This is a genomic window from Peterkaempfera griseoplana, assembly GCF_001418575.1.
Lineage (GTDB): Bacteria > Actinomycetota > Actinomycetes > Streptomycetales > Streptomycetaceae > Peterkaempfera > Peterkaempfera griseoplana.
The window spans coordinates 1-18,589 of the sequence record NZ_LIQR01000432.1 but is presented as its reverse complement, the minus strand read 5'-3'; the positions used below and the strand labels follow the sequence as shown (position 1 = coordinate 18,589).

Annotated in this window: 16 protein-coding genes; 10 read left to right on the top strand and 6 right to left on the bottom strand. The window is 73.9% G+C overall.

The genetic code is table 11. The features are described 5' to 3' along the window. Positions 1-288: 288 nt before the first annotated feature. The 3 genes from AOK09_RS28805 (at position 289) to AOK09_RS28795 (ending at position 3,269) form a co-directional block, all read left to right on the top strand. Entirely contained in the window at positions 289-1,467 is a 1,179-nt protein-coding gene (locus AOK09_RS28805) for a 4-hydroxybenzoate 3-monooxygenase (protein WP_055590173.1), read from the top strand. A gap of 219 nt (positions 1,468-1,686) precedes the next feature. After that, positions 1,687-2,208: a SigE family RNA polymerase sigma factor gene (locus AOK09_RS28800; RefSeq protein ID WP_055590172.1), complete on the top strand. Its 522-nt coding sequence runs from the start codon at positions 1,687-1,689 to the stop codon at positions 2,206-2,208. Further along, a complete protein-coding gene (locus tag AOK09_RS28795; RefSeq protein WP_055590171.1) occupies positions 2,208-3,269 on the top strand; it encodes a hypothetical protein in 1,062 nt (353 codons plus the stop codon). Before AOK09_RS28800 ends, AOK09_RS28795 begins: the two co-directional genes overlap by 1 nt. A 144-nt stretch (positions 3,270-3,413) precedes the next feature. Here the strand turns inward: AOK09_RS28795 and AOK09_RS28790 are convergent, their stop codons facing one another. Genes AOK09_RS28790 through AOK09_RS28780 form a run of 3 tightly spaced genes read right to left on the bottom strand, consistent with a single transcriptional unit; the run spans position 3,414 to position 6,003 of the window. Beyond that, the gene (locus AOK09_RS28790) at positions 3,414-4,691 is read right to left on the bottom strand and encodes an ATP-binding protein (protein ID WP_055590170.1); all 1,278 of its coding nucleotides are present in this window, start codon (positions 4,689-4,691) and stop codon (positions 3,414-3,416) included. Beyond that, the gene (locus tag AOK09_RS28785; protein WP_055590169.1) at positions 4,688-5,566 is read right to left on the bottom strand and encodes a tetratricopeptide repeat protein; all 879 of its coding nucleotides are present in this window, start codon (positions 5,564-5,566) and stop codon (positions 4,688-4,690) included. The genes AOK09_RS28790 and AOK09_RS28785 overlap by 4 nt, the downstream gene beginning before the upstream one ends. After that, complete coding sequence (locus AOK09_RS28780; protein ID WP_055590168.1) at positions 5,566-6,003, bottom strand: hypothetical protein; 438 nt, start codon at positions 6,001-6,003, stop codon at positions 5,566-5,568. The genes AOK09_RS28785 and AOK09_RS28780 overlap by 1 nt, the downstream gene beginning before the upstream one ends. A gap of 79 nt (positions 6,004-6,082) precedes the next feature. Between AOK09_RS28780 and AOK09_RS28775 the strand changes: the two genes are divergently transcribed. The 3 genes from AOK09_RS28775 to AOK09_RS28765 are packed head-to-tail and all read left to right on the top strand — an operon-like array spanning position 6,083 to position 8,842. Beyond that, a complete protein-coding gene (locus tag AOK09_RS28775; protein ID WP_055590167.1) occupies positions 6,083-6,922 on the top strand; it encodes a Nif3-like dinuclear metal center hexameric protein in 840 nt (279 codons plus the stop codon). 28 nt (positions 6,923-6,950) lie between these two features. After that, positions 6,951-7,694 carry a zinc ribbon domain-containing protein gene (locus AOK09_RS28770; RefSeq protein WP_079063512.1) on the top strand — a complete coding sequence of 248 codons (744 nt, stop codon included), beginning with the start codon at positions 6,951-6,953 and terminating at the stop codon, positions 7,692-7,694. A gap of 5 nt (positions 7,695-7,699) precedes the next feature. Then, positions 7,700-8,842: a bifunctional RNase H/acid phosphatase gene (locus AOK09_RS28765; RefSeq protein ID WP_055590166.1), complete on the top strand. Its 1,143-nt coding sequence runs from the start codon at positions 7,700-7,702 to the stop codon at positions 8,840-8,842. Between the two features lie 70 nt (positions 8,843-8,912). Here AOK09_RS28765 and yaaA read toward each other — a convergent pair whose 3' ends face one another. Then, the gene (gene yaaA, locus AOK09_RS28760) at positions 8,913-9,710 is read right to left on the bottom strand and encodes a peroxide stress protein YaaA (protein WP_055590165.1); all 798 of its coding nucleotides are present in this window, start codon (positions 9,708-9,710) and stop codon (positions 8,913-8,915) included. Between the two features lie 42 nt (positions 9,711-9,752). Beyond that, complete coding sequence (locus AOK09_RS28755) at positions 9,753-11,327, bottom strand: phytoene desaturase family protein (protein WP_055590176.1); 1,575 nt, start codon at positions 11,325-11,327, stop codon at positions 9,753-9,755. A gap of 217 nt (positions 11,328-11,544) precedes the next feature. Here AOK09_RS28755 and AOK09_RS28750 point away from each other — a divergent pair, with 217 nt between their 5' ends. The 3 genes from AOK09_RS28750 to AOK09_RS43280 all read left to right on the top strand — a co-directional run bounded on the left by AOK09_RS28750 (position 11,545) and on the right by AOK09_RS43280 (position 14,848). Next, positions 11,545-12,987 carry an MFS transporter gene (locus AOK09_RS28750; RefSeq protein ID WP_055590175.1) on the top strand — a complete coding sequence of 481 codons (1,443 nt, stop codon included), beginning with the start codon at positions 11,545-11,547 and terminating at the stop codon, positions 12,985-12,987. Continuing rightward, positions 12,984-13,445 (top strand): MarR family winged helix-turn-helix transcriptional regulator, encoded by a 462-nt coding sequence (locus AOK09_RS28745; RefSeq protein WP_079063511.1) that lies wholly within the window; start codon positions 12,984-12,986, stop codon positions 13,443-13,445. Before AOK09_RS28750 ends, AOK09_RS28745 begins: the two co-directional genes overlap by 4 nt. 164 nt (positions 13,446-13,609) lie before the next feature. Further along, complete coding sequence (locus AOK09_RS43280) at positions 13,610-14,848, top strand: hypothetical protein (protein ID WP_055590164.1); 1,239 nt, start codon at positions 13,610-13,612, stop codon at positions 14,846-14,848. A 140-nt stretch (positions 14,849-14,988) separates the two neighbouring features. Here the strand turns inward: AOK09_RS43280 and AOK09_RS28735 are convergent, their stop codons facing one another. Then, positions 14,989-16,293, bottom strand: coding sequence for a M14 family zinc carboxypeptidase (locus AOK09_RS28735; protein ID WP_157876070.1), 1,305 nt, complete (start codon positions 16,291-16,293; stop codon positions 14,989-14,991). Positions 16,294-17,406: 1,113 nt separating this feature from the next. Between AOK09_RS28735 and AOK09_RS28730 the strand changes: the two genes are divergently transcribed. Beyond that, a complete protein-coding gene (locus tag AOK09_RS28730; RefSeq protein ID WP_055590162.1) occupies positions 17,407-18,522 on the top strand; it encodes a glycoside hydrolase family 11 protein in 1,116 nt (371 codons plus the stop codon). The last annotated feature ends 67 nt before the right edge of the window (positions 18,523-18,589 follow it).

Below are 18,589 nucleotides of genomic sequence, written 5' to 3'. Positions count from 1 at the left end.
CGGACCCGTCGGCGGCCGACGCGGCCGGTTTCGGAATGCGGGGTGGCAGCGGACTCAGCCCTGGTCCCCCTGAACCACTCCGGCCCGTCCCGCCCCGCGCAGCACAGAAACTAGGGCCGGGGCCGCCCGCGGTGAGCTGCCGCCGTGCCGCCTTCACTCATACGGGTGGTCCCGATCGACTTCCCCGTACAGCGCGGCTGTCGGCGCTGTCCCGCCCCGGAGCGGGTGCCGGCCGCCCTATGCTGGTCCCGGCTGCGGCGGAGGGGGCGGTTCGGGGTGTCGTCAACCGTGCACGAGCGCACGACGGTTGTGGTGATCGGGGCCGGTCCGGCCGGACTGACCACCGCCACCCTGCTGCTGCGGCAGGGCATCCCCTGTGTGGTGCTGGAACGGCAGCCGCGCTCCCGGGTGGAGCAGCGGCAGCGGGCCGGCATCGTGGAGCACCGGGCGGTGCGGATGTTCGAGGAGTGGGGGCTGGCCGAGCGCATCCTCGGCGGCTTCCCCTTCGACGGCGTCCTGGAGTTCCGGGTCGACGGCGAGAGCCGGCTGGTGGACGAGGCCGGTGCCACCGGGGACCTGAAGGGCCGGCTGTGCCCGCAGCAGGTCATGGTGCAGCGGCTGATCGCGGCGCTGCTGGAGGACGGCGGGGATCTGCGCTTCCAGGCGGCGGACGTCTCCCTCGACGGCCTGACCGGCGACCGGCCGCGGGTCCGCTACCGCGACCCGGACGGCGTGCCCCATGAGATCGCCTGCGAGCTGGTCGCCGGCTGCGACGGGGACCGCGGCGTCAGCCGGGCGTCCATCCCGGACGGCGTGCTGACGGCCTACCCCTTCGACCACGGCATCACCTGGCTGACCGTCCTCGCCGACGCGGCCCCGCCGCGCCACCCGCTGCTGGCCGTCAGCGGCGAGGGCTACGCCGCGCACTTCGCGCGTGGGCCGCGCGCCAGCCGCTTCTACCTCCAGGTCCCGCGCGACGACACCGAGGAGGACTGGGGCGACGACCGCATACGGCAGCAGCTGCGCACCCGCCTGGCCGCCGACGTGCTGCCCGCCACCGCAGCCATCACCGAGCGGGAGGTCTTCCACCTCCGCAGCGTGGTGCACGAGCCGATGAGCCACGGCCGGCTGCATCTGGTGGGCGACGCGGCGCACATCATCTCCCCGATGGGCGGCAAGGGCATGAACCTGGCGCTCTACGAGGCCGAGGTCTTCGCCCGCGCGGCGGGGGCCCTGGTCAACGAGGGCGACGCGGAGCCGCTGCGGTCCTACTCCGAGGTCTGCCTCCAACGGGCCTGGAACTACCAGGAGTTCTCCCGCTGGATGACCGAGATGCTGCACGACGCCGGGGACGACAGCCGGACCGGCCCCTTCCGGCGCAGGCTCGCCCGCGCCCGGCTGGACCGGCTCTCCACCTCCCGCGCCTCGGCGGGCGCCTTCGCCGAACTCATGGCCGGCCTCGCCTGATCCGCACACCGGAGGCGGACACCCCCTGTCCGCCCGGTGCCGCCGGGCCACGTCCCCGGCCGGGCACGGAGCACGGATCTCCGGCGCCCCGATGAGGTCCGCGCGCCGGCGACGGGCACCGCCACGGCCGGACGAAGAGCCATGCAACCTTCCACCCCGCCCCCTGCATCAGGGTGTCGGGCGGTACCCGGAGTACGGCCCGGAGAGGAGTGCCCATCCATGGCGGAGCAAGGGCGCGAAACCGAATTCGCCGAGTTCGCCGAGTCCAGAGCCGACTGGCTGCGCAGAGTGGCCTATCTGCTCTGCTCGGACTGGCACCGTGCCGACGACCTGGTGCAGGAGACCCTCACCAAGCTGTACGTCCACTGGCCCCGGATGCGGCGGGTGGACAACCCGGACGGCTACGCCAGGACGGTCCTGGTGAACACCTTCCTGGCCGAGCAGCGGTCCCCGTGGCAGCGGTGGCGGGCACGGCAGCCGGAGCGGACCGGTACGGAGTCCGCCGCCCCGCCGGCCGACCCCGAGTCGGCCCTGGACCTGCGGCGGGCGCTGGCGGCGCTGCCGCCCCGGCAGCGGGCCACGCTGGTGCTGCGTTACTACCACGACCTGACGGTGGAGCAGACCGCCGATGCGCTCGGCTGTTCCTCCGGGAACGTCAAGAGCCAGACCTCCCGCGGACTCCAGACGCTGCGCAGGCTGCTGGGCACCCGTTCCATCACCCCTGCCGGAAGGACCCTGTGATGAGCGACCAGATCGACGAGCTGACCCGGGAACTCAGTGACCTGGCCGCCTCCCCCGCACCCGTGAGCGGCGTCGACGTCGCCATGGCGGCGCGGAACGGCAGGGTCCGGCTGCGCCGCAGGCGGGCCACCGCGCTCGGCGCCGTGGCGGTGGTCGCGGCCGTGGCCGCGGCGGTCACACAGCTTCCCTCCGTCGGAGACCGCAGCCCGGCACCGGCCGGGACCCATGTCTCGGCACCGCCCGCCTCGGCCACGGACCCCCTGGTCGTGAACGCCTCCTTCGGCTGGCTCCCGGCGGGCTTCGCCGTCAACTACCTGCCGGCACGCGGCGGTATCCGGCAGCGGGCCGACGGGAGGATTCCCCAGGGGGGTCTGATGGGGCCCATCGTCTGGCTCACCACCTATCCCAAGGGGACCACGCCCCCGCTGGGGGACCGCTGGTACTCGGGAGGCCCTCGGAAGTACCGCATCGACGCGCCACCGGTCGACGGCCGCCCGGCGTACTGGGTGGGGATGACCCCGACGTCCAGCCAGGCTCCCGGCGGCTCGGGGGACTGGGACCTGCGCTGGCAGACCGCGGACGGCCGCTGGGCCGAACTGGAGGCCAGCTACATGCCGGGGAGCAGCGCCCAGCAGACCCTGCACCGGATCGCGGAGGGGGTCGTGGTCGCCCGCAAGGAGATTCCGCTGCCGTTCTGGGTCAGCGCGCTGCCCAAGGGCTTCGCCTTCGAGCAGGTCGATCTGGCGCAGGGGCCGCAGGCGATGCGGGGCACGCGGGTGCCCTGGGCCGCCAGGATCTTCTTCAAGGTCGACGGCATGTCCATCGGCACCACGATCCAGCCCGACCAGCCGGAGTCCGCAGGCAGCAAGCCCGGCAGCACGGACTCCACGGTCCGCGGAGCCGCACAGACCTGCGTCCGGGAGCAGGGCCTCCAGCTCTGCACCAGCGCGATGCAGGGTGTGGACGCCTACCGCGCCGTCGGCGGCCCCAAGGCGTGGCTGAAGCACTTCACCCCGCTCGGGACCGACCGGGACAAGTGGACGACCCATGTGCTCGGCTGACCGGCGCGGCTGAGCCGCCGGGAGCGCACCCCCGGCCACCACGGGTGGCCGGGGGGCCGGGCGCTGCGCACCACCGTCGCGGCGAGGCGTCCCGGGCCGCGCATCCGTCCGCGACCGCCGGAGCCGTCCGCTCCGGAGGCGGCGCTACTCGCCCTTCGCCAGCCGGCGGCGGACCTCGCGGGTCCGCAGGAACGCCGCCACGTCCTCGTACCGCTCACTGCCGTTGGCGAACTCCACATACGCCCGCGCCCGCTGGAGCCACTCCAGGGTGCTGGGCCGCACCCGGTCCACCGCGGCCAGCAGACCGGCGGTGCCCAGCGGCGGTTCCCCGCCGCCCCGCAGGGCCTCCTCGATCAGCTCGTCGACGGCCCGCTCCACCACGGCCCGCAGGTCGGCGCCGGAGAAGAGCGCCGTACGGGCCGCCACCGCGTCGGCGTCCACCGTGCCCTCTCCGGTGGGCAGGCCCGCGGTGTGCACCCGCAGGATGTCCGCGCGGGCCGGCTCGTCCGGCGGCGGTACGAAGACCACCCGGTCGAAGCGGCCCGGCCGCAGCATCGCCTCGTCCACGTCCCACGGGGCGTTGGTCGCGGCCATGACGGTCAGCCCGCTGTTGTCGGAGCCGATCGCGTCCAGCTCCTGGAGCAGGACGTCCACCAGCCGCCGGGCCTCCGAGCCGCGGTGCTTGTGGCGTGCGTACGCCAGCCCGTCCAGCTCGTCCAGGAAGATCACACAGGGCCCCACCGCGCGGGCCGTCTCGAAGGCGTGGTGCAGATTGCGCTCCGAGATGCCCTGGTAGGGGTCGATGACATCCTCGATGCGGACGTTGAGGAACGGCAGCCCGCACTCCCCGGCCGTGGCCCGGGCCAGCAGGGTCTTGCCGCAGCCGGGCGGGCCGTAGAGCAGCACCCCGCCGCCGGTGCGGCGGCCGTACGCGGCGAACAGCTCGGGACGGGACCGCGGCAGCACCACCATGCGGTGGATCAGCTTCTTGACCTCGGCCATGCCGCCGACGTCGTCGAAGGTGGTGGACTCCGGGCCGGCGTCGTCCCGGGAGGGGTCGCCGCCCTGCCCGTCGGCCCCGTCGGCGCGGACCCGCAGCCGGTCGGCGCCGCTGCGCTCGGCCAGCCGCTCGTCGACGCGCCGCTGGAGCGCCGTCACGTTCTCGACCACCCCGGCGTGCCGGGCGGCCTCCAGACAGGCGCGGGCCAGATCCAGCCGGTCGCCGTCCAGGGCCGCCGAACCGACCTGGAGCAGGGACTCGGTGGGCAGTGCACCGGCGTGCAGCAGCACCTCGAAGTGCGGGAGCGACTGCTCACCCAGCCCGGCACCCAGCAGCGCCTCGGCGAGGATCAGCCGGAGCATGGTGTCGTCCGGGCTGGCCTCGACCGCGCGCCGCAGCGACTCGATCCGCTCCTGGCTCAACGCAGTAGTCCTTTCCTGAACAGTAGGCGCACCACCGGTGGCGCGATCCATGAGTAGGCGCAGAACGCCAGCCACGCGAGGGCCAGCGGGAACGCCACCATGCCCAGCCCGACGGCCCGCAGCCCGAACTGGATCAGCACCACGGTGATCCACACCTGGAAGGCGCTGAACCGCTGGAAGGGCCGCAGCGGACGCAGCAGCCAGTGGTTGGCCACCTTGAGCTTGCGGGCGGCCTCCACCACATGACGGTTCTGCGGGTTGCCCGCCGCCGCCGCGCGGAAGCCCGCGTAGGCGGTGGTGGCGTCGCCGCGGTGGGTGGCGGCCAGTCCGCGCAGCGCATGGGCGCCGGCGTCGTCCGGGTCGGCGGCCAGCATCGCCGCGACGACCCGCTGGGCCTCGTCCTGGTCGCCGCGGGCGATCGCCAGCACGGCCCTGGTGTGGACGACGGCGCGGGCCTCGGGCTCCTCGGCGGCGGCGCGGTCCAGCAGCTGCCGCGCCTTGTCGTGCTGTCCGGCGAAGGCGCACAGCTTGGCGTAGGTGCAGAGCAGCCAGACATGCTGCGGGTCCAGCGCCAGCCCGTCGAGGCAGGCGCGCTCGGCCTCGGCGGTGCGGCCCAGGTCGGCCAGGGACTGCGCCAGTACGCCCAGCAGTCCGGTGTCCGGGCCGTGCACGGTCAGCCCGCTGCGGGCGATGTCCACGGCCGCCTGGTCCTCGTCGGCGAGGTGGTGGGCCAGCGCCCGGATCCGGAACGCCCGCCGGGACACCGCCTCCTCACCGGTCACCCGGCTGAGCGCGTCCAGGGCACGGTCGGGCCGGGCCCGCTCCAGCCAGTGCTCGGCCAGGACCAGCGCCTCGTCGCCCGTTGTGCCGCCCATCACCGCACCGCCTCCACCATCGCGTCGATCGCCACCACTTCCAGCAGCCCCAGCCCCAGGACGGCGGCGATGCCGACGCCCAGCAGCGAGGCGTGCCGTCCGCCCCGCAGGACGAACGCCCGGTTGCGGTCGCGCTGCAGCCGCGCCTGTCCCAGATAGGCGGCCACCGGCACCAGCCGCAGCAGACCCAGCTCGGCGCCGCCGACCACCAGCGCCAGCGCGGCGGTGGCGGCCAGGCCGGCGGCGCCGATCGCGGCGACGCCCAGCACGGTGCGGCGCGGCAGGCCCAGCCGGAGCGCATTGGCCACCGCCACGGCGGTACCGGCCAGGGAGCCGCCGAAGAACGCCACATAGCCCTGGGAGGAGAGCCGCCAGGGCGCCGGGCCCCGGCCGGTCTGCTGCAGGGTGGGCTGCAGAAGCGGGTCGGTGGATGTCACTGCCGCAGTCTGGCGTACGGGTGTGAGCACTGACCAGCGGGGGGCGGGGAACGGCCCGGCTGCGCGGTAGTCTCGACCCGTGCCCAGACTGTCCGACGTCATCAGCGTGCTCGAGGAGCTCTACCCGCCGAAGTGGGCGGAGTCCTGGGATGCCGTGGGCCTGGTGTGCGGCGACCCGGACGCCGAGGTCGCCCGGGTGCTGCTGGCCGTGGACCCCGTGCAGGCCGTGGCCGACGAGGCCGTGGAGTGGGGCGCGGACCTGCTGGTCACCCACCACCCGCTCTATCTGCGGGGCACCACCACCGTCGCGGCGACCACCTTCAAGGGCCGCGTCGTCCACACCCTGATCCGCAACTCCGTGGCGCTGCACGTCGCCCACACCAACGCCGACCATGCCGACCCCGGGGTCTCCGACGCCCTGGCCGAGGCGGTCGGGCTGCGGATCACCGGGCCGCTGGTGCCCGACCCCACGGATCCGGCGGGCCGCCGCGGCGCCGGCCGGATCGGCGAACTGCCCGCAGCGGAGCCGCTGTCGGCCTTCGCCGCCAGGGTCGCGGCCGGGCTGCCCGCCACCGCGGCGGGGGTGCGGGTCTCCGGCGACCCGGACCGGCCGGTGCGGCGGGTCGCGGTATGCGGGGGCAGCGGCGACGGCTTCCTCGCCGAGGTCCGCGCGGCCGGTGTCGACGCCTATGTCACTGCGGACCTTCGCCACCACCCGGCGTCCGAGGCCGTCGAGGCCGCACCCGTCGCCCTGGTCGACGCGGCCCACTGGGCGACCGAGTGGCCCTGGCTGGCGCAGGCCGGACGCGACCTGGCCGCCGCGGCCGGCACACGCGGCTGGGCCCTGGAGACCAGGGTCTCCCGGCTGGTCACCGACCCGTGGACGGCCCACGCGCCCATGCCGTACCCCACCGACTGACCGTTCCCCACCATTCCAGGAGCTTCCGCTGAACGCCGCGCCCGCCGACCAGATCCGCCTGCTGGACCTGCAGGCCCTCGACTCCCGCCTCGACCAGCTGGCCCACCGGCGCCGGTCGCTGCCCGAGCACGCCGAGATCGAGAAGGCCACCGCCGACCACACCGCGCTGCGCGACCTGGTGGTGGCCGCCGAGACCCAGCTCGGCGACACCACCCGCGAGCAGACCAAGGCCGAGCAGGACGTCGAGCAGGTCCGCACCCGCGCCGCCCGCAACCAGCAGCGGCTGGACTCCGGCGCGATCACCTCCCCCAAGGACCTGGAGAACCTCCAGCACGAGATCGGCTCCCTGGCCAAGCGCCAGTCCGACCTGGAGGACGTCGTGCTGGACGTCATGGAGCGCATCGAGGCCTCGCAGGACCGCGTCACCGAGCTCACCGCCCGCCTGCAGCACGCCTCGGTGGTGCTGGAGGAGGCCGTCGCCCGCCGGGACGCCGCCTTCGCCGAGATCGACGCCGAGGCCGCCAAGGTGACCCGCGAGCGGGAGACGGTCGCCGCGGTGATCCCCGCCGACCTGCTGAAGCTCTACACCCGGCTGCGGGAGCAGCAGGGCGGCATCGGTGCGGCCCGGCTCTTCCAGCGGCGCTGCGAGGGCTGCCGGGTGGAGTTCTCCACCGCCGACCTCAACGCGGTGAAGGCCGAGCCCAAGGACGCCGTGGTGCGCTGCGAGAACTGCGGCCGCATCCTGGTCCGCACCGCGGACTCCGGGATCTGAGGCCGATGGCGACCCGCAGGTTCATCGTCGAGGCCGACGGCGGCTCCCGGGGCAACCCGGGCCCCGCCGGGTACGGCGCGGTCGTCCGCGACGCCGACACCGGGCAGATCATCGCCGAGGCCGCCGAGTACATCGGCCGGGCCACCAACAACGTGGCCGAGTACCGCGGCCTGATCGCCGGACTGCGGGCCGCGCAGGCCATCGACCCGGACGCCCGGATCGACGTCCTGATGGACTCCAAGCTGGTCGTCGAGCAGATGTCCGGCCGCTGGAAGATCAAGCACCCGGACATGCAGCCGCTCGCCGCCGAGGCCCGCGGCGTCTTCCCGCGCGACCGGGTCACGTACGCCTGGATCCCCCGGGAGCGCAACAAGGAGGCCGACCGGCTCGCCAACGAGGCCATGGACGCGGGCAAGTCCGGCCGTCAGTGGGAGCCCAGAGTGCTCACCGCGCCGCAGGCCGCCCCCGAGGCGGAGGAGGAGCAGCCGCAGCCCCCGGTGCGGCCGGCCGGCTGGGCCGCCGACGTCGGCACCCCCAGCACCTTTGTGCTGCTGCGCCACGGGGAGACCCACCTCACCCCGGAGAAGCGGTTCTCCGGCAGCGGCGGGACCGACCCCGAGCTCTCCGACAAGGGCCTGTGGCAGGCCGAGCGGGCCGCCGCCGCGCTGGCCGCCCGCGGCACCGTCCAGGCCGTGGTCAGCTCACCGCTGAAGCGGGCCCGGCAGACCGCCGAGGCCGCCGCCGCGCGGCTCGGCCTGGAGGTCCGGATCGACGAGGGCATCCGGGAGACCGACTTCGGCGCGTGGGAGGGGCTGACCTTCGCCGAGGTGCAGCAGCAGTACCCCGCGGAGCTGGAGGCCTGGCTCTCCTCCGCCAAGGCCGCCCCGCCCGGCGGTGAGAGCTTCGCCGCAACCGCCCGCCGGGTGGCCGTGGCCCGCGACAGGCTGCTGGCCCGCCACTCGGGCCGCACGGTCCTGGTGGTCACCCATGTCACCCCGGTGAAGACCCTGGTCCGGCTGGCTCTGGGCGCACCCCCGGAGTCGCTCTTCCGGATGGAGCTCTCCGCGGCGTCCCTCTCGGTGGTGCAGTACTACGCGGACGGCAACGCCTCGCTGCGCCTGCTCAACGACACCGGCCACCTGCGCTGACCCTGTCGCGCGCCCGGCCGCATCCCCGCGCGGGGATGCGGCCACGGGCCCGGCGGTCGGGTGGGGCTGCTCAGAGCTGGGTGACGACCACGTCCAGCGGGACCGGCCGCCCGGCCGGCGCAGGCTGCCGCTCCACCGTGTACTTGAGGTCGCGCAGCGCGGACACCAGCTCGCCGGTGCTGCGCGGCTCCGCGCCCGCCTGCAGCAGGTCCCGTACCAGCCGGCCCTTGGTCGCCTTGTTGAAGTGGCTCACCACCGACCGCTTCAGCACCCCGCCGACCTCGCGCTCGTGCAGCACCCGCACCGTCGCGGTACGGGAGGCCGTGCCGGCGGCGGGGCGCCATGCGGCCGCGTACGCCGTCGACCGCAGATCCAGCACCAGCCCGTCGCCCGCCGCCTCGGACAGCACCGGGTCCAGGGCCCGGCGCCAGTAGGGGCCGAGGCCGCCCAGCGGGGGCAGCTTCACCCCCATCGAGCAGCGGTACGGCGGGATCCGGTCGGTGATCCGTACGGCGCCCCACAGTCCGGAGAAGACCAGCAGCGACCGCTCGGCTGCCGCCCGCGCCGCCGGCGGGAGCGCGGCCAGGTCCAGGGCGTCGTACAGCACACCGGTGTAGAGCCGGCCGGCGGGCAGCGCCGGCGCGCTGCGCAGCGCGGCGTTGCGGGCCACCTCGCCGCGCAGGCCCTCGCTCAGGCCCAGCACCCCGGCGGCGTGGGCGTCGTCCCCGGAGGAGCAGAGCGCGACCAGGGCGTCCAGCACCCGTTCGCGGGCGGGTGCCAGGGCGGGCAGGGACAGCTCGTCCAGGGCCAGCGGCCCGCCGTCCCCCGAAGCGGCCTTGCCTTCGGACGGCGGCAGCAGCACTAGCACGGCGGTACTCCTCGGACAGTCGGTGCGGGTTGCCCGCCAACCCTATGCGCCCGCCAGCACCGCCATCGCCGCGTTGTGCCCCGGGATGCCGCTCACCCCGCCGCCGCGGACCGCGCCCGCCCCGCACAGCAGCACATTGCGGTACCGGGTGGCCACGCCCCAGCGGGCGGCGGGGGAGTCGCCGGGCTCGTCGTCGGTGAAGGGGAAGGCCAGGTCGCGGTGGAAGATGTGGCCGCCGGGCAGCCCCACCTCGCGTTCCAGGTCCAGCGGTGTCCTGGCCTCCAGGCAGGGCCGGCCGTCGGCGTCGGTGGCGAGGCAGTCGGCGATCGGTTCGGCCAGCACCGCGTCCAGCTGGGCCAGGGTTGCGGTGAGCGCCCGTTCCTTGGCGGCGGGGTCGGCGAACAGCCGGGCCGGCATGTGCAGCCCGAAGAGGGTGAGGGTGTGCCAGCCGCGCCCGGCGAGGCCGGGGTCCAGGATCGAGGGGTCGGAGAGGGAGTGGCAGTAGATCTCCGACGGGGGTGCCTGCGGCACCCGCCCGGCGGCGGCCTCCCGGTAGGCGGTGTCCAGCTGCCGGTACGACTCCGCGATGTGGAAGGTGCCCGCGAAGGCGTCCCGGGGGTCCACCTGCGTGTCCCGCAGCCGGGGGAGGCGGGTGAGCACCATGTTGACCTTCAGTTGGGCGCCCTCGGGTGCGGGTCCGGCCGTCTCGTCGCCCAGCAGCCGGTCCAGCACCGCGGGGGCGGCGTTCACCAGTACCCGCCCGCCCACCGCGCGGCCCTCGGTGTCGCCCCGGCGGTAGGAGACCTCGGCGTCGCCGACGCCGTCGGTGCCGATGCCGGTGACCTCGCACCCGGTGCGGATCTCCGCCCCGGCCGCCCGTGCGGCGGCCTCCAGCGCCCCGGTGACCGCGCCCATCCCGCCCACCGGCACGTCCCAGTCGCCGGTGCCGTTTCCGATCACGTGGTACAGGAAGCACCGGTTCTGCAGCAGCGACTCGTCGTGGGCGTGGGTGAAGGTGCCGATCAGGGCGTCGGTGAGGACCACCCCGCGGACCAGGTCGTCGTGGAACGCCTGCTCCACCGCCTCGCCGAGCGGCCGCTCGAAGAGCGCCGTCCAGGCGTCGTCGTCCCCGATCGTCCGCCGCAGCTCCGCCCGGGCGGGCAGCGGTCCGGTCAGGGTGGGGAAGACCTGCCGGGCGACGTGGGCGGTCATGTCGTAGAAGCGCTGCCACTCGCGCCACTCGCGGTCCGAGCCGGTGAGCGCCCGGAAGGACTCGCGGGTCCGTTCGCCGTCCGCCGCGTCCACCAGCAGCCCGGTGGGCCTGCCGTCGCGTACCGCGGGGGTGTACGAGGAGATCCGGCGCCTGCGCAGTTCGACGCCGAGGCCCAGCTCGGCGATCAGCTTCCGGGGCATCAGGCTCACCAGGTACGAGTAGCGCGACAGCCGCGCGCCGACGCCGGGGAACGCCTGGGTGGAGACCGCCGCCCCGCCGGCGTTCCCGAGCCGCTCCAGGACCAGGACCCGGCGGCCCGCCTGCGCCAGGTAGGCGGCCGCCACCAGGCCGTTGTGTCCACCGCCGACGATCACGACGTCATAGCGGTCAGCAGCAGGGGTCACCGGGGTCTCCAGGGGTTCGGTCCGGCAGGAGCCCGACACGCTACGCCGGGCGCCTCCCGGCGGGAAGGCGCCATCGTGGACGGAAACGGGGGTCCACCCGTACACGGGGGCGGAACGCCGTCGTCGTGGCGGCACCGAAAGGGTGTGGTGGTCCCACCAGAGGTAGTTGTACGCTCGAAATGATTGTTACTCTGCAACTATCAAGGTGGCCACCTCCGTGCCCGAGCTCACCCGCAGGCGCCGCATACTCGTCCTCGCGATCTGTTGCCTCAGCCTCTTCATCGTCGGGCTCGACAACACCGTCGTGAACATCGCCCTGCCTGCCATCCGCACCGACCTGCACGCCGAACCCTCCGGACTGCAGTGGGTCGTGGACGCCTACACCCTGGTCCTGGCCGCACTGCTGATGCTCTCCGGCTCCACCGCCGACCGCATCGGCCGCCGCCGCACCTTCCAGACCGGCCTGGTCCTCTTCGTCCTCGGCTCACTGCTGTGCAGCATCGCCCCCGGACTCGGCTGGCTGATCGCCTTCCGTGCCCTGCAGGCCGTCGGCGGCTCCATGCTCAACCCGGTCGCCATGTCGATCATCACCAACACCTTCACCGACCCCCGTGAACGCGCCCAGGCCATCGGCGTCTGGGGCGGCGTGGTCGGGATCAGCATGGCCCTCGGCCCGGTGGTCGGCGGACTGCTGGTCGACTCCGCCGGCTGGCGCTCGATCTTCTGGATGAACATCCCGGTGGGCGTCGCCGCCCTGGTCCTCACCGCGCTGTACGTACCCGAGTCCCGCGCCCCCCGGGCCCGCCGCCTCGACCCCGTCGGGCAGCTGCTGGTCATCACCCTGCTGGGCTCCCTCACCTACACCATCATCGAAGGCCCCGGCAGCGGCTGGACCTCGCCCGCCATCCTGGCCCTCGCCTGCACCGCCGCCGTCTCGCTCACCGCCTTCCTGATCTGGGAGCGGCGCAGCCCCGAGCCCCTGATCGATCTGCGGTTCTTCCGCAGCATCCCCTTCGCCGGCGCCACCGCCACCGCCGTCTGCGCCTTCGCCGCCCTGGGCGGCTTCCTCTTCCTCAACACCCTCTACCTGCAGGAGGTCCGCGGCTACGACCCGGTCCGCGCCGGACTGTGGACCCTGCCCATGGCCCTGCTCACCCTGGTCTGCGCACCGCTCTCCGGCCGCATCGTCGGCCGCACCGGCCCCCGGCTGCCGCTGCTGGTCGCCGGCGTCGCCATGACCACCAGCGGTGTCCTGCTCACCACCCTCACCGCCCACTCCTCCACCGCGCTGCTGCTCACCGCCTATGCGCTCTTCGGGCTGGGCTTCGGCATGGTCAACGCCCCCATCACCAACGCCGCGGTCTCCGGCATGCCACGTGAACGCGCAGGAGTCGCCGCCGCGGTGGCCTCCACCAGCCGCCAGGTCGGCCAGTCCCTCGGCGTCGCCGTCATCGGCACCGTCGCCGTCTCCGCCGTCGTCGGGCCCTTCGCCACCGGCTTCCCCGCCGCCACCCACGCGGCCTGGTGGATCGTCGCCGGTTGCGGGGCTGCCGTGCTGCTGCTCGGTATCATCTCCAGCACCCACTGGGCGGGGCGCACCGCCGCGGAGGTGGCAGCCCGGCTCAACCCCGAGCAACGGAAGGCGCCGGCGCGCACATGACGACCCCCGACGACCGCCTGCGCACGGCGGCTCCGGACCCCGAGCGGACGGCCGCCGCCGCCCGCGCCTGGCACCACATCCGCGCCCTGGTCCTGGAGGAGCACGACCGCCGTCGCGAGGTCGTCGACGCCCTCGGCATGAGCTTCATCCGCATCAAGGCGCTGCGCCGCCTCGCCTCCCGCCCCGCCACCCTGCGGGCCCTCGCCGCCGACCTGACCATCGACCCCCCGTACACCACCGTCGTCGTCGACGACCTGGCCCGCCGCGGCCTGGTGGAACGCAGCCCGCACCCCGACGACCGCCGCGCCAAGATCGTGAGCGTCACCGAGGCCGGCCGCGCGGCGGCCGCCCATGCCGATCGCATCCTCGGTGAGCCCCCCGCCCCGCTGCTCGCCCTCGATCCGGCGGACGTCGCCGAGCTGGACCGCATCCTCGCGCTGCTCCGCGCCGGCGGCTGACCGCGGGACCGGCCTGGGCCGGGACCGTCCGCGGGCGGCCGCACGGCCGCAGGTGCCCCGCCTTCCCGGGGCTCCGCGGGCCCAGGGCGTCAGCCCGTGAGGATGTCGTACCTCTCCGCTACGTTGCTGCTCGCCCGGAAATGAGGTGCCGCTGTGAAGGCACTGTGGTTTCCTGGCGCAGCCGTTCCGCCGCCGCGGCCCGCAGGGGGCCGCGCACACAGAGAGGCACCGTCATCACCGCCATAGCCAAGGCCACCCGTGCAACCCTGGCAGCAGCCGGGTGCGCCGCACTGATCGCTGCCGGGATCACCGGCTGCGACACCGTCCAGCAGCTCTCCGCCGCGCAGAAGGTGCAGTCGGCCTTCAGGAAGCTGACCGAGGGCCGTGCCCTCGCGGGCGAACTGTCGCTGGACGCCGGCCCCGACCAGCTCCGCTCCTTCGCGAAGCTGACCGGTGAGGAGCTGGACCAGCAGGACGCGGAGACGCTGTCCCGCCTCAGCCTCGCCTTCTCCGTGACGGCCGACAAGCCGCTCAAGGACGTGCCCGCTCCGGCGTCCGGTACCGGCGGTGCGTTCGGGCTGAACGGCGACAGCGGCGTCGACCTCGACTATGCGATGCGCAGCAAGGGCGGCGACACCATGGTGGAACTCCGCCAGGTCGACGGCCGGCTGTACGCACGGGCGGACGTCCAGGCCCTGGCCCGGCTGTCCGGTGAGGACCCGGGCGACCTCGGTGCCATGGAGGACGAACTGCCGCCGGAGCTCAAGGTGTTCAGGCAGGCGCTGGAGGGCCGGTGGCTCGCCGTGGACGCCCGGGTGCTGAAGAAGTTCGGCGACCGGATGCAGCACGACGCCGGTGCCACGCCCGGCGCCGCGCCCTCGCTGGACGCCGGCGCGCAGCGCAGGCTGATGGACGCCCTGAAGAGCGTGCTCGCCGAGGACGTCTCCTTCGAGGAGAAGGGGCAGCAGGACGGTGCCCAGCGCATCGTCGTCTCCGCCCCCGCCCGTACCCTGGTGCGGGATCTGCAGAAGGCCGTGCAGCCGCTCACCGGGAGCATCCCCGCCCTGCGCAACGGCCTCTCCGGCGCCGGGACGGAGCAGATCCCCGACCGGACCGTCTCGGCGGAGCTGCGGATCAAGGACGGCGCGATCACCTCGCTCAGCCTGGACCTCGCCCAGCTGCAGGCCAAGGCGGGCTGGGGCGACCACCTGCCCCTGAAGCTCTCCTTCTCCCGCCAGGCGGCCCCGGTGCAGGCACCCTCCGGGGCGACCGTCCTCACCCAGCAGGACCTGGACCAGATCTCCAGGCTGATGTCCGGTGAGCTGGGCGCACCCGGCGGCCCGGCCGGCTCCGACGCGGGCTCCTTCAGCCCGGACGACAGCGGCCTGCCGGACCAGGTGTGATCCCGCCCGGGGGCCGGCGTCCGGCTGCAGTCCGGTACTGAGCCGGCCGGACGTCCTCCACCGCCTCAGCCTTCGGCGCAGCCACCGGGGCGGGCCGGGCCCGTCGTGGCCCGACCCGCCCCGTGCGTCTGCCGGGTCGCTCAGGCCGTGCCCGGCTCGGGCCGGTCGCCCCCGGTGACACAGTCGGCTGCCGCCAGGATCGTGCGGATCTGGTGCGAGACCTGGTCCTCCACGGGGATCCAGCGGGCCCTGAAGCGCTCGGCGAACCGCTCGCGGCGCTCGGTCACCTCCCGCTCCAGCCTCGCCCGCAGGGGTTCCGTCCGCGATCCACCCGCCGCCCCGGCCAGCAGCCGGCGCAGCAGCGCGGCGATCCGCAGCGGGATCCGTTCGGAGGCGATCTCCAGGTTCACCACCTGGGAGACGGTCATCCCCGGGGTGGCCACCCAGCCGTCCGCGAGCCCGGCGGCGACCTTGAGGTTGAACTCCACCGACGCCAGCACCTGCCCGGGGCGCTCCACGAGGTGCGGCCGGGCCTGGGCCAGCAGGTCGTCCAGGTCGCCGGTACCGGCGAGCAGGTCCTGCCCCGCGGCGCGCAGCGCGGCGGCGGCCCGCGGGTGCGGCCGGCCGTCCGCCACGGCGTCCGCCGCCCACATCGGAGCCTCGACCACCGCTGTCACACCGCCGTGGCGGCCCGCGTACGCCCAGGTCGAGTCGCCGGGGCTGTCGGGCAGGGCGGCGAAGGCGCCGGGTTCCCCGGCGGCGGGCATCAGATAGGTCCCCGGGCTGGGGCTCGCCCAGCCGTATGCGTCATAGGTGCCCACATCCAGCGGCATCCGGGCCTGCCGGGCGGAGCGGGCGAAGCGGTCCGACAGGCCGGGGACGGCCCGGGTGAGTTCCAGGAACGCACCGCCGAGGTCCACGCCGTGCAGCGAGCACTGCAGGGCCGGCCGGGTCTCGTCGATCAGCCGGGTCAGCGCCAGGGTCTCCGGCAGCGGCCGTCCTTCGTCGCCACGGGCGGAGAGCCACTCCGGCTGGTCGTCGAAGGCCGGCCGGTGGAAGTGCTCGAAGTGCCGTGCCATGGACGGCGGCCCGGCCGGCCATCCGGCGGTGAGCGCGGCGCCGTCCGGGTCCAGGCAGAGCAGGATGTGCCAGGCGGGGCCGGTGCGCGGCGGTTCGGCGCCGCGCAGCAGATGACGTGCCAGGTACAGGGTGCTGGTCCATCCCACCGGTTCGTTGGGGTGCGGGCCGCCCACCACCAGGACGGGCGGGCCGTCGCCGCAGATCGTCAGCAGCACCAGGGGGCGACCGCCCCGCGACCGGCCCACCACGCGTATCAGGCACCGCTCGGGGTGGCGCCGCGCCAGGGCGCGTGCGCCCGCCATCGTCTCCGGGACCGAGAGGAAACGTGCGGCCCGCCCGGCCATGTGCCCCGTGTCAGTCGCCATTCGGGTGGTTGACATCGCCGCCGGCCCCCGCCCCTGCCTCCGCCACCGATGGTGCGGTCGGTGCGGGCGGTGCGTCGGGCATCTCTGCCTCCGGTGCTCGGCGGTCGTTCGACGGATGGGACGTCCACAAATCCCACACGAACGGGCGAGGGCTGTCAATGAGTCGACAGATGGTCACCTTCTGTGACGAAGACCGGGCTCTTCAGGGCGCTCGCTTGCCGCACCGCAGCTTCCCGGGCCGCTTCCCGTGGAGGTGGTGGAGGGCGGATGGTGAGCCGCCGATGCGTGGCACATGCCGGATGGGGGCGCGTCTCCCTCGGGCCTGTGCCGCGGCCGGTCGTCGTGCGGACCGCGGAATCCGCGCCGCCGCACTCGCGGGCTCATGACGGCACCCGTCAAGTAACGTGCCCGGCAGCGGATTTGACGGTACGTAAGGTGAGCTGAGCGACAGCCTCGCCGACACCCCGCAGGGCGATCCGGCGGCCGCGGCGGACCGTGCACGATCGCCGGGTGACAGCCGCTGCCCGGCTGTGGGGCCCGGCATCGCCTGCCGCAGCCGGTCGGCGGAGCCTCCCGCGACTGAGGACGATACGGGGATCCGAAGCCCGGGAGCCTCCCGGAAGATTTTCAAAAGTTTCGGAGTCGTCGACCCGTGTCTTGATCTCCCCGTGGGAGATTTTCCCGTCCGGTCCTGCCAGGTCCTCCGATCCTCCCGGTTCGACCTGGCGGGATGTCGATCCGGGGCGCCTGTGGCCGGGGAATGGTTTCGCAACCCTTGCCGAAACCGTTGACAACCCGGTGAAGCCGCACCAACACTGTCCGCATCGACAGGCTGTAACCACTGTTGCCCGGGGCGCCGTCGCCGTCGACGGACCCGGCCCACGTCCCTGTCGAATCAGGTGCTGTCGTCATCGACGGACCTCGACCACGGTCGACCCGGGCGGTCCACCGCCACCTGGTCCTCCGGTCGCCGCCCCCCATGACGACCGGTCACCCTTCACCGCGCTGCCGGACGCCGTCGCGCGGTCGTCGTCACCCTGGCCACCGGCAGCACCGCCGGGTCGTATCACGCCGCCTGGCCTCCCCCGGCCTTCACGAGGAGGAAGCACGTCCATGAACGACGCCCCCACCCGCCCCAAGGGCCGCAGGCGCGGCCGGCTCAGGCTGCTCGTCGGCAGCGTTCTCTCCGTGGTGCTGGTCGTGGTCGCCATGGCCATGCCCGGCTCCGCCAGCGCCGACACCACCGTCAACTCGAATTCGACCGGCACAAACAACGGTTTCTACTACTCGTTCTGGAGCCAGAGCTCCGGCCAGGCCTCCATGACCATGGGCGCCGCCGGCCAGTACAGCACCACGTTCAACAACGTGGACAACTTCGTCGCCGGCAAGGGCTGGGCCAACGGCGGGCGCAAGGCCGTGAACTACTCGGGCACCTTCAACACCTCCGGCAACGCGTATCTGTCCCTCTACGGATGGACCGCGAACCCGCTGGTGGAGTACTACATCGTCGACAACTGGGGCTCCTACCGGCCGACGGGCACCTTCAAGGGCACCGTCACCAGTGACGGCGGCACCTACGACATCTACGAGACGCAGCGGGTCAACCAGCCCTCGGTGGAAGGCACCAAGACCTTCAACCAGTACTGGAGCGTCCGGCAGTCCAAGCGGACCGGCGGCACCATCACCACCGGCAACCACTTCGACGCCTGGGCCAAGTACGGCATGAACCTGGGCAGCTTCAACTACTACATGATCCTCGCGACCGAGGGCTACCAGAGCAGCGGCAGCTCCAACATCACGGTCAGCGACTCCGGTACGACCACCGGCGGCACCACCACCACGGGCGGCACCACCAACGGCGGTACGACCACGACCGGCGGCACCACCAACGGCGGTACGACCACGACCGGCGGCACCACCACGGGCGGCACCGGCGCCGGATGCACCGCCACCTACACGCCGAACACCTGGAACAACGGCTTCACCGCCGATGTCACGGTGAAGGCCACCGGCAACATCACGTCGTGGAAGGTCGGCTGGACCTTCGCCGGCGACCAGAAGGTCACCGGCTCCTGGAACGCCAATGTGACCCAGAGCGGACAGTCGGTGACCGCGACCAACGTCGGCTACAACGGCACCCTTGCCGCCGGAGGATCGACGTCCTTCGGCGTCCAGGGCACCTACAGCGGCACCAACGCCACCCCGGCGCTCACCTGCACGGCGACCTGACCGACCCGCACCACCGCATGACCCCGGTGCCCGGGGACCGGCAGCCGCCGGTCCCCGGGCACCGCCC